Origin of the sequence: Sphingobacterium sp. SGG-5, from assembly GCF_011043525.1 — a bacterium.
In the GTDB taxonomy this organism is placed as follows: domain Bacteria; phylum Bacteroidota; class Bacteroidia; order Sphingobacteriales; family Sphingobacteriaceae; genus Sphingobacterium.
Genome location: NZ_JAAKGO010000005.1, coordinates 327,211 through 343,967 on the forward strand (window position 1 = coordinate 327,211; position 16,757 = coordinate 343,967).

A 16,757-nucleotide genomic window follows, 5' to 3' on the forward strand; every position below is an offset into this window, starting at 1 on the left:
ATGTCAACCATTTCACAAGGACATTTACAAAAGTTGGGGTACGATTTTATTCCTCCAGCTTATCTTCCCGATGGAAAGAACGAATACTACTTAAGAAATACGCAACAAAAAAAAGAAAGATCGTACCGCAACCTCACCCCGGATGAAATCCGTACACTAAAGGCCAACAACAACTACTGCCCCGATTGGAGTCAAGTATGGGTCAGCTCCGCGTTTTTCCCGGATCAGATTTTTAACTCAAAATTCTTTGGGCTCGTACGCATAGGCATGATGAGTCCGATATTCTTGGAATACCGGGATTTACGGCTGTCCTGTGGCATCTATAACTCACAAATCATTAGCTCCGATATCGGTGACAATGCATGTATCCACCATGTGCGATATATGTCACATTTTATCATTGGCGATGAGGTGATGCTCTCCAACATCAACGAGATGGAAACCAGCAATAATGCCAAGTTCGGCAACGGTATCCTCAAAGATGGTGATCCCGAAGAGCGTCGGATATGGTTAGAACTCTGTAATGAAAACGGCGGGCGATCCGTTTTACCGTTCGATGGCCTGCAGGCAGCCGACGTCTATCTGTGGACCCGATATCGGCAAGACGATATCTTACAAAAACGATTTCAGGACCTCACAGAAAGTCGCTTTTCCCGCAAACGCGGATTTTACAGCGAGATAGATGACCAAGTTGTCCTGAAAAATGCCAACATTATAAAAGATGTACGGATCGGTGCCTGTGCCTATATTAAAGGAGTAAATAAACTGAAGAATGTGACCATCCATTCGAGCCGGGAGGCCTATACACAGATCGGTGAAGGATGCGAAATTGTGAATGGTGTTATTGGATATGGATGTCGGGTCTTCTACGGTGTGAAAGCTGTCCGTTTTATCCTTTCCTCTCACTCTCAGCTCAAATACGGAGCCCGGTTGATCAACTCCTTTTTAGGCGACAACTCTACGATTTCTTGTTGTGAAGTCCTGAATTCCCTGATTTTTCCAGCTCATGAGCAGCACCACAACAATTCTTTTCTATGTGCGGCGCTCCTTAAAGGCCAGAGTAATATGGCGGCAGGGGCAACGATAGGGTCCAACCACAATTCACGGGCAGCTGATGGTGAAGTTGTAGCCGGACGGGGTTTCTGGCCCGGCCTGTGCGTGAGCCTGAAACACAACTCACGCTTTGCTTCCTATGTGTTATTGGTAAAAGGCGATTTCATGCATGAGCTGGATATACGGATTCCCTTTTCACTGGTAAGCAACGATGCCTATAAAAACCAACTGGTCATTGTCCCCGGCTACTGGTTTCTATACAATATGTATGCTTTGATGCGCAATACATCGAAGTTTATCGCGCGGGATAAACGACAATTCAAAAATCAATACCTGGAATATGACATCCTTGCACCTGATACGGTCAATGAGATGTTTACAGCGCTACAAGAGATCGAATACGCTGTCGGAAAAGCCTTTGCTGAGGAAGGCGATCAGGACTACCGCGCCTTAGGACAGGATATTCTTTCCCAAGATAGGGACATCAGCCAACGGGAGATCATATTACACAACACCGAATATTCTAATCGGAAAGTTGTATTAGCCAAAGTACGCGAATGCTATATCGTCTTTCAGCGTATGATTCGATATTATGCGTCGACCTTGCTTGCAGACCACATCGCAGCACAAGGTACTATCGCTCATTTCCTCCAGCATAAAGATAAATTGAAAACCCAACGTCTAGCTTTTGAAAATATCGGGGGACAGTTGGTGCCTTCACACAATGTGGCTACCTTAATTTCACAGATCAAAAATCAGACTATAAAATCGTGGGAAGAAATACACCTGAATTACCACTCTTGGAGCCAGGAATATCCGCTTATGAAGCTACGGCACGCTGTAGCTTCCTTGGAGGAAATAACCCAGGTACCCTTAGAAACATGGAATAGTGACTTTATTGTTTCCTGCCTTCAAGAAAGTGTGGAAACAAAGACTTGGGTCTATCAGGAAATATATCGTTCCCGCGCCAAGGACTATCAAAATCCATTTAAACAGATGCTATATAACTCCGAAGAGGAAATGGAGACTGTCGTCGGAAAGCTGGACGACAATGTATTTATTTCCAGCCAAAAAGAAGAATTGGAGCACTATACAAAAAAGGTTCGTACCTTAGTGTATGGCTCATAAAGTTTACATAATCCTTCTTCTCGGTATTGTCATCGGCTGTACAAATGATGACAAGACACTATTGTTACAGCAAAAGATCGATTTATTAGAGCAACAAGTCGATTCATTGACGAAGGAACTTGCTGTTTCTAAAACAGTCACAGATAATCCCTGGTTTGATAAAAATCAGGCTCCAAAGCTACTACGCTACCCTATTCCCGATCCAGAACAGTTCATTGACAGTTCTCTTCGCGCTACACCGGAAGTCATCCCATCGGAGGCCGTATTAGGCGGCCGGATGACTTTTAAGAATATACAGGTACTCGGTGACAAATGGGTTATCGCCGATTACGAGGATGGACATGTTATGGGACAAAGTATATTTTCTTATTCCTGGAATGATAATGAGAAACTCGAGTTTACGCCTTTACTAACGACTGAAAAATAAATGGATTTGGGCCTTCTAACGCAACCACTTCGTTCACTAACACAACCCTTTCAACGTTCCAAGCGACACTTCGACACGTGACACAACCACTTCGATCACCCAAGCAATCCTTTCAACGTTCCAAGTGGTCACTTCAACAATCGAAACAACCATTTCGATCATCCAAGCAATCCTTTCCATTGCTGAAAGGTTTATGTGCGGTGCGCAAGTGTTTGCTTTACTTACTTCAGATTATCCCGATACACACCTGCTTTTTTGATTTCAGTACGGATATCTTTACGGGCAGCATCATAGGTCAAGACCTTTTCATAATCCATAATTGCTTTATTATAGGCATCGGCCGCAACAGTTTTGTTATAACTGCTTTTCCCTTTCGTACCTTTCAAAATACCTAGGTCACGGTACGCTACGGCTCTATTTTGATAGAGTTTGGCATCATTTGCGTTGACAAGGATGGCTTTCGTATAATCCGCTATTGATGATTGCAAAAGCTGCTCACGCTGTCCATCTGATAGCTTCGTATCACCCGACACCGCCAACGTATTACTTGCCTTTGCTTTATAATAGTATGCATTTGCATTCTTGGCATCTAAGGCGATAACCTTTTCAAACGATTTTGCAGCGTCCTGGAAATTGCCAGATTGGAACTGCGAATAGCCCAATAGATAAAGTACATCTGCATCACCTGATTCGGCTGGTAATGCTTTTTCCAAATGCACAACCGCCGACTTAAAATCACCAGCCAACAATGCCTTTTGGCCCAACCGGACATTCGGGTTACGATGTTCTTGTTGTTGCGCCTGAACAGTTAATGTTGTTATAGCCAAAACTGCCGTAGCAATGCCAATCTTCACGGCCTTTCCTAGATTACACACAAATTTTAAATTCATATCATTTATTTAATTATTCCTTCTGTATTAGAGTAAATATGCCGCATTAAGTTTAAGTCGACAACAAATACTTATAAACATTTCCACAATAACGACGCAAATCCTATATTTATTTTCCATACCGCACCTGACATCAGTGTATTGCGCATGACGATTTAGCAGGATCGTACATCGATATAGCATAAATAATACCAATTTTGCGTTTTGGCATTTTGCTTGCAATAGTACCTACCACAATTTACGAATAGAATAAGAAACGAAAATCTGACATCTTGTCGGATTAGAGAACGATATTATATATGAACAATTTCGACCCGATTGACTTTAGTCAAATGATACCGGTAATTAACGAAGACACAGAGTTTTTCCCTTTATTGAGTCAACAAGACGAAGACGAAATGCGAAATGCGGACATTCCTGAGGTGTTATCCATACTACCTTTACGCAATACGGTACTCTTCCCGGGGGTTGTGATACCTATTACGGTAGGGAGGGATAAATCCATTAAACTAATTAAAGAAGCTTATAAAGGCGATCGGACAATTGGCGTTGTAGCCCAAAAAGATATGAACGTCGAGGATCCGACCTTCGAACAACTTAATAAAGTGGGCACGGTAGCAAATATCATCAAGATCTTGCAAATGCCGGATGGCAATACGACCGTTATCATTCAGGGTAAGCAACGGTTTAAACTCAACGAACCGGTGCAATCGGATCCTTATATCAAGGCTAAGGTGGAACGGCTTCCTGAGGCAAAACCTAAAGTGAGCAGCCGGGAATTTAAAGCGTTGATCTCATCGATCAAAGAGATGGCTCTGCAGATCATCCAGCTTTCTCCGCACCTGCCGAGTGAAGCCGGTATTGCCATAAAAAATATTGAGAGTCCGACTTTTCTGATCAACTTTATATCGTCCAACCTCTCTTTGGATCTGACACCCAAACAGATGCTCCTAGAGATGAAAGACTTTGAGAAACGAGCTCGGCTCTTATTGGAACACCTGACTACAGAAATTCAGATGTTGGAATTGAAGAACCAAATCCAGAATAAAGTACGGGTAGATCTCGATAAACAACAACGGGATTATTTTCTGAACCAACAGCTTAAGACTATTCAGGAAGAGCTGGGAGGGAATACGCCTGACTTAGAGCTTGAGGAATTAAAAAAACGGGCAAAAGCGAAAAAATGGGTAAAAGAGGTCAAGACACATTTCGATAAAGAACTGGAAAAATTGGCACGCATAAATCCTGCCGCAGCGGATTATTCCGTCCAACTAAACTATCTTGAGCTTTTATTGGATCTGCCATGGGGGGAACACACCAAAGACAATTTTGATCTTGCCCGGGCAATGCGGGTATTGGATAAGGACCATTATGGTTTGGAGAAAGTCAAACAGCGTATCATTGAATATTTGGCTGTATTGAAGCTGAAAAATGACATGAAAGCGCCTATCCTATGTCTGGTAGGCCCTCCGGGAGTGGGTAAGACCTCTCTAGGGAAGTCTATCGCGAAAGCATTGGGACGTAAATATACGCGGATGGCGTTAGGTGGTATCCGTGATGAAGCTGAAATCCGTGGGCACCGTAAGACATATATCGGTGCAATGCCGGGCCGCATTATCCAGTCGTTGAAAAAAGCAGGCACGTCAAATCCAGTTTTTGTATTAGACGAGATTGACAAAATCGGTGCTGATTTCAAGGGTGACCCATCTTCCGCTTTATTGGAGGTACTCGATCCCGAGCAAAACACCCACTTCTACGACCACTATGTGGAAATGGAATATGACCTTTCCAAAGTCATGTTTATCGCAACAGCTAATTCGCTAAGCACCATTCAACCGGCATTGCTGGATCGTATGGAAATCATCGAAGTCAATGGTTACACCATCGAGGAAAAAATAGAGATTGCAAAAAAACATTTACTACCCAAACAACGTGAGATGCACGGACTGAAAAATAAAGATGTCGTGCTCAACAACAAGGTGATCGAAAAAATAATCGACGAATATACACGCGAATCGGGTGTACGTGGGCTGGAGAAAAAAATCGGGTCTGTCATACGTGGTATCGCGACGAAGATTGTCATGGAAAAACCCCATTCGCCGAAGGTGACCACGCAGGCACTCGAAGAAATATTAGGTGCGCCGATCTTCGATAAGGACATATACGAAAACAATGAGGTGGCGGGCGTGGTCACAGGTCTAGCATGGACATCCGTAGGCGGTGACATCCTATTTATCGAATCCAGTCTGAGCCCCGGCAAGGGCAAGCTGAACCTTACCGGTAATTTAGGTGACGTGATGAAAGAATCTGCTGCTATCGCTATGGCTTACCTTCGCTCTCATGCCGAAGACTTCGGCATCGATTACTGCATTTTTGACGAATGGGACGTGAATGTACACGTACCAGCCGGCGCGACACCAAAAGATGGCCCTTCGGCAGGTATTACCATGCTAACAGCGCTGACATCTTTATTTACACAACGAAAGGTAAAAGAAAAGCTCGCTATGACGGGTGAAATCACCCTTCGCGGAAAGGTATTGCCTGTAGGCGGAATAAAAGAAAAAATACTAGCGGCGAAACGTGCAAATATTCAGGAAATAATTCTTTGTAAGTCTAATCAGAAAGATATTCTGGAAATCAAAGAAGATTATATTAAAGACATGACGTTCCACTACGTGACCGAAATGTCGGAGGTTGTTCATTTAGCGTTGTTGGAAACAAAGGTGAAAAATGCAAAAAATCTGACGCGAACGTCCCTAAAGCAATAGGAGACGATTAATATATTCTTTGGGCGTTTGCCCGGCAAAAGTCTGGAATTCACTGATGAAATGCGACGGATCATAGAATCCAAATCGCACAGCGACCTCCCACCAAGCGGTGTACTGGTTCTCTTCGATATATTGTTTAGCCTGGTTAAAACGAAGTAGACGCTGATACATTTTGGGACTCATCCCGATTTCGGATCTAAAGGACCTTTCCAGCGTTCTCGGATTGGTATTCGTTGCTTTTTGCAACATACGGACGCTGATATTACCGGCATGTTGGTTCAACAGCGATAAGGAAGTCAAAATACAGGGCCGATTGTGTTTTTTTCGTTCTCTGGCTTTCATACATAAGAACTCATCTATCATGCCAAGGATCTGTGTCTTGTCATTCAGTGTCATTATTTTTTCATACAATTCGTTGATATCTTTTCCGAAAACAGCTTCTGCATCTATAATTTGATCCGTAAAGCTATCCAGATCGATGCCTGTAAGTTGAAAGATGCCTATCGGCGTAAAGTTCACCGCGATAAGATCCAGATGCAGGGAACTGCTAAACAACACGCTTGGCGAAATAGCCTGTCCGACAAAATAAACCTTATACTTCAAACTCATTTGCTCTCTTTTTTGCAAAATGATATCATCGAGCGGGCAAAGATTGAAAATGAGCCCCTGGAATATAGGTGAATAATCCGGAAAGATAAAAGGCGTCAAACGTTTCGCACCTGTCACTCGATAATGTGTAACAACATCCTGCAAACTGGGGTGAGGCGGAACCTCAACATATTTAAAAAAATCCAGTGTCATGAGCTTCGGTAAATAATTGGCTATTACATAAAAAACCTGCTATTACGAAGATAACAGGTTTTTTAAGAAAATCCAAAACCCAATCTGATGAAATTTATGGCTTATACGTGATCTCTGCTACAAATGTCTCTGCCGGCTCTGTTCCCACTTTTTTCGTTCCCGTTACTTTTGTAGGGAATTTTGGATTTTTGCTATCATTAAATTCATATACATAGCTAACATTCACGTTATCCCCATCAAAAGTTCCAGTCAGTCCGGTAGGATTATTCCCCGACCCCAGTATATCTTCAAAACCGATATTGTCTCCTAATGGAGCCCCGATTAAATATCGGATATCTCTCCAACCGGGGACGTTCTTGAAGGGCGCATTCTTATCATTGTAGGTAATTGAGACCGTTCCTACGCTCATTGTCCCATCCTTTAACACCGCATTTGTCAGGTTTTCGTTACCGTCATAGCTAAGCTCAACCTGCAGATCACCTACCCCATCCCCCGTTACAATGGTCTTACCTCCCGAATAAGAAAATGTAGTTGTACCGGTTTCCCCACTAGATCGAAAGTTCTCATCTTTCGTTAATCTTCCACTCCCATCATAGCTATACAAATTGTAATCTTCACTGTTGGCCGAACCCAAAGATACCTTTTGAATACGTTCTCCATCATATATATATGTTGTGGATGCTCCGCCGGTCTCGGTTATTTTGTCAATCTTTTTACTATTTTCCTGATAGACGATCGTATAGGTTTTGGTATCTCCGCCTGAGGTCATAACAATTGTCTCCGGTAAAGTCGCCGTTTCTAAATTTGGTTCGTCAGGATTATCGGGATCAGTAGAAAGATTGCAATTACCACTATAACATATTTCCACCGTAAATACAGTCTCTCCACCCTGTTTTCCAGTTATTTTCGTTGGGAATTTTGCATTATCCATATCCGAAAATTCGTAACCAAATGTCAAATCAAGTAAAGATGTTCCTTCCTCTGTCACTTTCGTATGTGTCGGATTGTTCCTCCGCCCTACAATATCTGATATATCGACATGGTCACCCAAAGGAATACCCCCTGTAAAATTGATTTTAGACCATCCCTCTGCATTCAGAAAAGGACTGTTCTTATCGTTGTAAGACACTGTTGCCTGTAATGCATCTTGCATCCCTTTTATAACATTCCCTTTGCTGTCAAATTCAAGTATTATTGGATCGTCAACTTCCCAGTTACCATCCTCTTTATGTGAATTAGCAATCGTTATCTTGTTGTCCGATGGATAGGTGTACTCCACCTTCTCGATAATCTGACCTGCGCGCGTAGATTCGACACGAATTAACACGCCATTGTTATAAAAGAATGCTCTGTTACCATCACTACCACCATTACCATAATCGATACGCTCAATCAAATCTTGGCCATTATAATGATACGTCTCTATCGCTCCGTTCAATTTTGTGATTTTGTCTATCTTTTTGCTTCCCGATTTATATGCAATCGTGTAACGCTCTACCTCTCCTCCACTACGCAGGACAATCTGCCTAGGCAACGTATTTGCTTCTGCTGCAGGTGGTGGTTCTATATCCGGTCCGGTAGCGTCCGGACCTCCATTTTCGTCCTTACAGGATACGAAAGCCATCATACAGGCAAAAAACAGTAAAGTAAATTTTTTCATCGCTCTTTATATTTAATGGTTTGTTTTTTTGTTACTTAGTCTTTTCTTTTCCAAAAGTAAGGAGGGTTTTCGCCCCTTTATAGGAAAAAAACGACATTTAAGTGTATTTTTACGCAAATGATAGAGCTTTATACAGACGGTGCGTCCAGTGGCAATCCCGGACCGGGAGGGTACGGCACCATCCTTCGAACGATATATCACGGTAACAACCCTGAGTTTCAGGGCAAGCTGATTGAAAAAGAGTTTTCTGGCGGGTACCGCAAAACGACCAACAACCGTATGGAGCTCATGGCCGTGATTGTCGGCCTGGAAGCATTAAAAGACAGCAAACAGCAAGTCACGGTTTACTCCGATTCAAAGTATGTTATCGATGCGATCGAAAAACGGTGGGTGTATGGTTGGATACAGAAAGGATTTAAAGGAAAAAAGAACAAAGACCTCTGGCTGCGGCTTATGCAATCCTATAAACTTCACGACATTAAGCTCGTCTGGGTGAAAGGGCATGCTGGACATCCCTTGAATGAAAGATGTGATCAGTTGGCCGTAGCTGCATCCAGGAATAAAGCGTCATGGCGGATCGATAGTGTATTTGAAATAGAAGAACAGTCCCCCTTACATCTTTAATTCTCCCGGCGATATACCGTAATACTTTTTGAAGGCACTGCTAAAATTATTTTGATGACCAAAGCCTGTCAATAATGCGACTTCATATACGGAAAGTTTATCTTCCAACAAATAGGTTCGCGCTCTTTCCATCCGCACCCGCGTCAGGTAATCATGTATCGTCACTGAAAAATATTCTTTAAAATCCTTCCGAAGCTTACTCTCGCTCATCAGTACTTCCGTAGCCAGCTCCCGCTGTGTCGGCGGATTGGCGATACGCTGTTCCAAAATCTGCCGGGCCAGTTCCAAGCGCTCAATATCATCCTCATTGAATGACGAGGTCGTATTCTGGAGTTTTTCGTTATACTGTTCAAACTGGTACATCAACAACTCCACAATACGGGATTCAGTATGGAGGCGACGAAATTCGCCTGTCTTTTTGGATTGTATCAGTTCGGAAATTGTATGCTGCATTTCATAGGTAGCCATTAAATCTTCCTTAGAAAAAGAAACATATTTGCCCTTCTCGATTTCTTCGACAAAATGTCTATGGAGCAATGAGTCCCGTTTAATAAGATTCAGATAATAATCTTTTGAAATAACCGCTATAAAATAATTGTATTCGATACCTGCCTGGACTTCATGTATGGATTTGACAGAAGGAATGTAGCGAATATTATGTCGGCTCATGCCGTAAGGCAGTTTACTGTCTGCCGTTTTATAAAAAATAAATTGGCTGGTAATAGCTTCCCCCTCAACTTCTGTATGTATATGTACGGGATGAGCAAAAGACATTTTCGTATGTAAGATAAAGAGACCACTTGTCGACAGCTGGAAATTAGACATCTGGATGGGATCCCGATTGATTTCTATCCGACTTTCAATCAATGGTTTATCCGGCATATAATGATCCGGTATCTGCTCAATAAAAAGCCAGTCGTCTAACTCTACTATTTTACTTTTTATCAACATAATATCCAGTTCTCCTTTGTCTTTCTTGATAGCTAAAGTTACTGTTTTTCAAAGAGAAAAATAACTTTATTTAAAATCTATCTAAATAGTAACACTATTCGACATTATGAGGTCGCGCCAAACGTCCCGTTCTAATGTATTTCCAGGACCGTATAATTGCAATATCAGATTATCTTCTGTATCATACACTTCCACACCATATATATCGCCACCGTCCCTATATTGGCGGACTGTCCAGATGTCCCTGATCCGAGCCCACTCTATTTCCAACACAAAAGAAGTATCCTTTATGAAGTAACGATCACCTTGATCAATTAGGTTGGTAATATATCCCGTATATCCCTGAGTACCACTGGAATTAGAGACAACGATCCGAATAGAAAGCTGCTTATCAGCACTGGTATGCAGCACTTTACGAACAAAAGCCGCATCTATGCGCTTTATACGTTGGACACCCGTGCGTTCTGCAAAATTATCCAGGAGCATCCCGTTCGACTGCTCTATGGGGTTCTCCAAGGGTAGAGGCTCGATAGCAAGTGTACATTGTTGCCTTGTTGCAAAGGTTTGTTTGATCGTTTCAAAAGCTTCAATATGACTTTCTCCGTCGATCAGATATATGGCATGGATCTCCCTTCCGCTCTTATTAAAAAAATGTAATGACCTCTCCTTGTCTTCCTCAACCATGACACCGATATACCAGGTATTCCATAGTAGTTTCAGATCAATATCGGTATAAGTAGCTATTCTCGTATGTCTACACCCCCCACTCTTTGTACAGACCCTTACTTTTCCAAGCATCAAAAGATGAGACTGCAAATTCTGAAAACTCTCCTGAATATGATAATGAGCTTGTCCCGTAGTCAATAGGAGTGCCTCAATTTCTGATATACCCAAATGTACAGCCTGTTCTTCAACCGATAGATAAGGACATTTGCGCATTAACAGCGCTCTCCTTTGCTCGAGCGTAAGCGAGCCCTCGTGTTGCAGCGATGGTACAGGAAAAATATCAGCATCCATACCCATTTCTTCCAGATGCACATGAGGCTTTAATGTCTTTGTATTGAGTTCTACCGTAGCTTCTACCGAAAATATCGTATAAATATCTTTGGTATTCAACACTTCTACCGGACTCCCGTCAAAAAGCTTTCGGCCATGCTTAAGCATAAGGATACGATCGGCATACATCGCTGCAAAATTGACATCATGCACCACCAGTACAACCATCATTCCTCTGCGGGATAGCGCCTTTGCAATCGCCAATACTTTTTGCTGATAATGTAAATCCAATGCCGAAATGGGTTCGTCGAGCAGGAGCAGACTGTCAGGGTTATCCCAAATTTGTGCCAATATCCTAGCCAATTGTACACGTTGTTGTTCACCCCCCGAAAGGCTCAAAAAGATACGATCTGTAAAATCGCTGACACCACAAAGCTTCATAACTTCCTCGACAACTTCCTTATCGCATATTGTGGGCGTTGTCCGAAAATGAGGATAACGTCCCATCATGACGATTTCACGGACGGTAAACGCGAGGGATATATGCTGCTGTTGCGTCAGCATTGCTCTGCATTTAGATAATTCCCTTGCATCATAGCCGCTCAGGGGTTTACCATATAAGGTTACTGTCCCTGATTGCGCCTTTTGCTCACCGCTCAAGAGCTTCATCAGTGTCGACTTCCCGGCACCATTGGCACCTAATAAGGCCACCACTTCTCCTTTTCGCAGTTGAAACGAAACGTCTTTCAACAACTTTCTGCCTTTGACCTCATAGGTCAGCTTTTCTACACGTAACATCGTTTTATAGTATTTTGTAATGCGTATTGCGTATTGAGAACTCCATGATCCTTATTCTTTGTTCCTTAACCAAGCATGATGAACTCACCGTAGGTAATCCTTTATCATCTCATATCTCAATACGCACATCGCAATACGTCTCTATTTCTCCTTAATCAATATGTATAGAAACACCGGTGTGCCCAGTAATGCCGTGATAACTCCTATCGGCAGTTCGATAGGTGCGACCAGCACACGCGACAATACATCCGCTAATGTAAGTACCGTCGCTCCTAAAATCATAGAAGCAGGCAATACATATTTATGATCCACGCCCCCCATCAACCGCACCGTATGCGGTACCAACAAACCAACAAAACCAATAATTCCTGAAACAGCTACAGAAGCACCCACCGCTAAAGTAGATAATACAATAACCCACCGTTTGATATAATCCGTACGCATGCCCAACATATCGGCCTGTGCTTCTCCTAATGCGAATGCATTGAGTGACTTGGCAAAAAAAGGCAATGTAACTAACGGCAGAAAGATAAAAGGCGCTATTGCTGTCACATTTTCCCAGGTTGCGCCGCCGAGGCTCCCTAACATCCAGAAGGTAATGGTCCGCAACTGTTGTTCAGTAGCCATGTATGTCATTAACCCAGTCAATGCACCCGCGAAGGCGTTGATCGCGATACCCGCTAAAAGCATGGTGGTGACACTCGGGCGGCCATCTTTGATCGATATGCCATAGACAACGAAAGCTGTAAAGCCTGCACCGCAAAAAGCAGCAAAAGCAAGCAGATAGTACCCGATCCACGCGGCGAGCCCAGTGAACAGCAAACTTTCAAAAGCAATGACCACTACCGCAAATAAGGACGCTCCGGAAGATATCCCGAGAAGACCGGGCTCAGCCAACGGATTTCGAAAGATACCTTGTACGGCTGCGCCGGAAATTCCCAAAGCCGCCCCCACCAGCAGCCCAAGTAGCACACGAGGTAAGCGGATGACAAACAATACATCACTTTGCACGGGATCTACAGCGACATTCGTATAGAGCCCGAGCTTTCGGAGCAACAGTCGACAGACATCCGGCAAGGAAATGGAATAGGCTCCCAAGCCCAAAGCAACCAACCCACCAAGTACGGCCAGAACAATTAGAATAAGTAAAATAACACGCTGTTTCGATTGCATACTTAATCCATGGCTGCTACAAAGGCCTTATGTAACTCCATAATAGCCTCGGGAAGGCGAGTAGCGAAATTGACTAATAATGATGGATTCATGGTCACTATCCTTTCCTGTTTACCCGCCTCCGTGATGCGAACACCTGGAAGTTTCAGTATCCCCTCTTTCCCGCCCAAACTACTTGCTCCAAAGTCAAATAGTAAGATGATATCTGGATTGGCTTGTACCAATGCTTCCGTCGTATAAGGTTTGAAGTCGGAGAATTCCTGTACGGCATTTTTGCCGCCAGCTAAGCTGATGATGGCATCTAGGCTACTTCCTTTGCCCGCGACGCTCATCGTACCCGTGCCTCGCGCATAGATAAACAGGACACGGGGTACAGGCTTGCCTTTTGCCTCTTCTTTGACCGTTTGTGTAATACGTTCTAAGCTTACTCTCGTACGTTCGACAACGGTTTTGCCAACGGCAGAAATGTCCAATCCGTCGGCAACATCTTGAATAAATTTCAATGCACCTTTACTAGAGAAATCCTGTCTGATCGCTACAAAGCGAATACCCGATTCTGTCAGCTGCTGAATAACTGCCGCAGGTACATCTCCTGCGATGGCTAATACTATAGTAGGTTTAAAGGCAATTAACCCTTCAGCGGATACAGATCTATTCTTGCTTACGCGTGATAGTGCCGCTGCCGCCTTCGGCGAGATACTCGTCACATCAGTCGCCACCACAGCAGAACCCAAACCTAATCCATACACCGTTTCGGTAATAGCACTATGCAAAGTAATGATGCGTTGCTCACCTGCAAAAACCCCAGCATTCCACATCAGTAACAACACAGTATACACCCATTTTCTCATAATTAATCTTCTTTTCTGCTACAAAGCAAATCAATAATCAATCTAAATACAAATAATTTCAAAAAAACAACAAACAGTTCGGATTGGGAGACACGAAGCATAACAGATTAATAAACAAACCATTAGAACACTAACAAATAGACTCACATAGAATGTGAAACCGAATTGAATAGAATATTTGCCAATTTTCATATAGTATTTGTCGTTTGTATTCCCGTTTTTTGTTCAATTATTTAGAATGATTAAAAATAAAAATAGTGCTTGACCGTATTCTTTATTGTAAAATATATCCTGTTCTTTCCGTTGCTTTACTTTTTTGTCATTTAAGTAAGGGACAAGATAGTTTACAAATAAGTGGTTTTGTGTTGGACAGTCTCCAGCAACCGGTTGTACAAGCTTCCGTGATATTATCTCCCGACAATCGGGTATACCATACGGATAGACAGGGACACTTCCTATTCGACAAACTGTATGCGGGCACATATCATATAATGACACGCGCTCTTGGTTACCAAGATAGCACTTGGACAGTTGATCTTGAAAGCACAACGAGAAATTTGAATCTGATCGTGCGACATGAGGAACAGCAAATTGAAGCTGTAGAGGTTTATGGTCAGGGGGGTGCGGTAGACAATCTTATTAAAGCTGAGAATGCAGCGATGCCGGTTAAAGTCATTACGCAGCGGGATATTGAGCTCATGGGCAGTCGGCGGCTAGATGAAGTGCTAAAAGAGCAGACTGGTGTTGCCGTTGTCAATGATATAGCCGCTGGCTCCAGAGCGGTGGGCGTACAGATACAAGGTTTTAGCAGTGCTTATGTGATGGTACTTGTAGACGGACAGCCCATGTTGGGGCGTAATAGCGGCAACTTCGACCTGTCACGTATATCGGTGACGAATATCGAACGTATCGAAATCATTAAAGGGGCGACGTCATGCCTGTATGGTTCTGACGCGCTTGGCGGAGCAATCAATATCATCACCAAACACGGTGCTATAGCTCCTCAGCTGCATGCTTCCCTCCTCTATGGAAGTCTACATATTGTTGATGCTACCCTAGAAGGGGAGACGCCTTTTGCTAACCAGAGAGGATCGGTTGTCGTGTCTGGAAATTATTACCGTACGGATGGCTTTAATACCAATAGTAAATATATGAGTGATGGGACCACCGTCCCTCCTTATAGCAATTACAGTGTACAGGGCCGATCACGATACCGTACAAGCAAAGAAGGCACTATTGGTATAACAGCACGTTATGCTGCACGTCAATCGACGATGGTCAACGATTGGTCGAACAATATAGTCAATGAGGACCGGCAGCAGGATCAGGATTTTAACCTATCAGCAAGCTACGATCATCGGTTTCATTCGGGCCTGCGTAGCATGAGCCGCTATTATTATACCCGATATCAAACTCACATCACCGCCGAGTGGATACATCAAAACGCATTGATCGGTGTGGAGAAGTTCGGGCAGCAAGTTCACCGTCTGGAACAGCAGTTTGCCTATAGTCCGAAAGAAAACCTCAAATTGACAGGTGGAGTGGGTGGAAGTATAGAGACGATGGACGACACGAATTTGGATAGTAAACATGGCCTTCAGACAGCATTCGCTTATGTACAGAAGGAGTGGAAACCGATAGATCCTATACGCACCACGATTGGGCTGCGCTACGATTATACCAATGTCTATCATGGACAGTTTAGTCCAAGTTTAGGCGTGCAGTATTTTGCCTCACCCACATTAACACTGAAAGCCGGAAGTGGTATGGGTTTTAAAGCGCCGGATTATAAAATGCGCTATCAGGTATTTTATAATCCTGCAGCCAATTACATGGTTGTAGGAACAGACCGTGTACGTGACGTCATCGAAGCCATGGAAAATACAGGAGAGCTAAGCAGTAGAAATGCCTATATGCTGAATTTAGCAGCAGGCAATCTTAAAGCGGAGTCAAGCTGGTCGAATAACCTGGGGCTGGACTGGATCCCAACGCCAAAAATAAGAAGTGAATTTTCCATATTTTATCATCGCATCAGCGATCAGATACATTCAATCGGTGTAGGTCAGGGCACACAGATCGGACAAATTTATACGTATCGAAATCTACCGAAAGCTGTGAATAAAGGATTTGAACTCTCTACTTCTTATCAACTCACGAAGAACCTGGAGCTTACGATGGGTTACCAATTTCTTATCGCAAAGGACCTGAGTGTACTGGACAGTATCCGGGCAGGAAACTATCCTTATAATAAGTTGATTATTAATCCGACAACGGGTGATTCGTGGTCTCCTACGGTAAACGACTATTGGGGTATTGAAGACCGGTCACGACACATGGTCAATCTCAAGGCCCTCTATGAGTACAAACCGTGGAATATGACATTCAACGTACGAGCAAATATCCGGGGCAGATATCCTTTTCAGGAAACGACGACAAATCAGTTTATCGACAAGTACGATGCTTTTGTTCCGGATCATACCTTGTTAAATTTGACCGTAGAGAAAAGATTATGGAAGAACAAATTGATATTACGGCTCATAGCTGACAATATATTGGATTTTACACATGAGTATATGCCGGGGCAGCCGGGAAGGATTATTCTCGGTGGGTTAAGTTATCGGTGGTTTAAAGAATAGA

The 16,757-nt window shown here is 43.2% G+C and carries 13 protein-coding genes; 5 read left to right on the forward strand and 8 right to left on the reverse strand.

Annotated elements, in window-relative coordinates; all coding sequences use genetic code 11:
- Entirely contained in the window at positions 1-2,181 is a 2,181-nt protein-coding gene (locus G5B30_RS09830) for a DUF4954 family protein (protein WP_165319803.1), read from the forward strand.
- Entirely contained in the window at positions 2,171-2,608 is a 438-nt protein-coding gene (locus G5B30_RS09835) for a hypothetical protein (protein WP_165319804.1), read from the forward strand. Before G5B30_RS09830 ends, G5B30_RS09835 begins: the two co-directional genes overlap by 11 nt.
- A gap of 36 nt (positions 2,609-2,644) precedes the next feature.
- On the opposite strand, the gene G5B30_RS09840 is transcribed toward G5B30_RS09835, so the two are convergent.
- Complete coding sequence (locus G5B30_RS09840; RefSeq protein ID WP_165319805.1) at positions 2,645-2,788, reverse strand: hypothetical protein; 144 nt, start codon at positions 2,786-2,788, stop codon at positions 2,645-2,647.
- Positions 2,789-2,829: 41 nt separating this feature from the next.
- Positions 2,830-3,498 carry a tetratricopeptide repeat protein gene (locus tag G5B30_RS09845; RefSeq protein ID WP_165319806.1) on the reverse strand — a complete coding sequence of 223 codons (669 nt, stop codon included), beginning with the start codon at positions 3,496-3,498 and terminating at the stop codon, positions 2,830-2,832.
- 299 nt (positions 3,499-3,797) lie between these two features.
- Between G5B30_RS09845 and lon the strand changes: the two genes are divergently transcribed.
- Positions 3,798-6,266 (forward strand): endopeptidase La, encoded by a 2,469-nt coding sequence (gene lon / locus G5B30_RS09850; RefSeq protein ID WP_165319807.1) that lies wholly within the window; start codon positions 3,798-3,800, stop codon positions 6,264-6,266.
- Here the strand turns inward: lon and G5B30_RS09855 are convergent.
- Entirely contained in the window at positions 6,255-7,067 is an 813-nt protein-coding gene (locus G5B30_RS09855) for a helix-turn-helix domain-containing protein (RefSeq protein WP_165319808.1), read from the reverse strand. The two genes, lon and G5B30_RS09855, sit on opposite strands and share 12 nt — an antisense overlap.
- 94 nt (positions 7,068-7,161) lie before the next feature.
- Positions 7,162-8,727, reverse strand: a complete 1,566-nt coding sequence (locus G5B30_RS09860) for a hypothetical protein (protein WP_165319809.1) — start codon at positions 8,725-8,727, stop codon at positions 7,162-7,164.
- Between the two features lie 117 nt (positions 8,728-8,844).
- Between G5B30_RS09860 and rnhA the strand changes: the two genes are divergently transcribed.
- Positions 8,845-9,351, forward strand: coding sequence for a ribonuclease HI (gene rnhA / locus G5B30_RS09865; protein WP_165319810.1), 507 nt, complete (start codon positions 8,845-8,847; stop codon positions 9,349-9,351).
- Here the strand turns inward: rnhA and G5B30_RS09870 are convergent.
- The 4 genes from G5B30_RS09870 to G5B30_RS09885 form a co-directional block, all read right to left on the reverse strand.
- On the reverse strand, positions 9,340-10,302 hold the full coding sequence (locus tag G5B30_RS09870; RefSeq protein ID WP_165319811.1) for a helix-turn-helix transcriptional regulator: 963 nt from the start codon (positions 10,300-10,302) through the stop codon (positions 9,340-9,342). The two genes, rnhA and G5B30_RS09870, sit on opposite strands and share 12 nt — an antisense overlap.
- Before the next feature lie 81 nt (positions 10,303-10,383).
- Positions 10,384-12,096: a heme ABC transporter ATP-binding protein gene (locus G5B30_RS09875; RefSeq protein ID WP_165319812.1), complete on the reverse strand. Its 1,713-nt coding sequence runs from the start codon at positions 12,094-12,096 to the stop codon at positions 10,384-10,386.
- A 141-nt stretch (positions 12,097-12,237) separates the two neighbouring features.
- Complete coding sequence (locus tag G5B30_RS09880) at positions 12,238-13,269, reverse strand: FecCD family ABC transporter permease (RefSeq protein WP_165319813.1); 1,032 nt, start codon at positions 13,267-13,269, stop codon at positions 12,238-12,240.
- Between the two features lie 2 nt (positions 13,270-13,271).
- Positions 13,272-14,120, reverse strand: a complete 849-nt coding sequence (locus G5B30_RS09885) for a hemin ABC transporter substrate-binding protein (protein ID WP_165319814.1) — start codon at positions 14,118-14,120, stop codon at positions 13,272-13,274.
- A gap of 350 nt (positions 14,121-14,470) precedes the next feature.
- On the opposite strand from G5B30_RS09885, the gene G5B30_RS09890 reads away from it, so the two are divergent.
- A complete protein-coding gene (locus G5B30_RS09890; protein WP_317164336.1) occupies positions 14,471-16,756 on the forward strand; it encodes a TonB-dependent receptor in 2,286 nt (761 codons plus the stop codon).
- The last annotated feature ends 1 nt before the right edge of the window (position 16,757 follow it).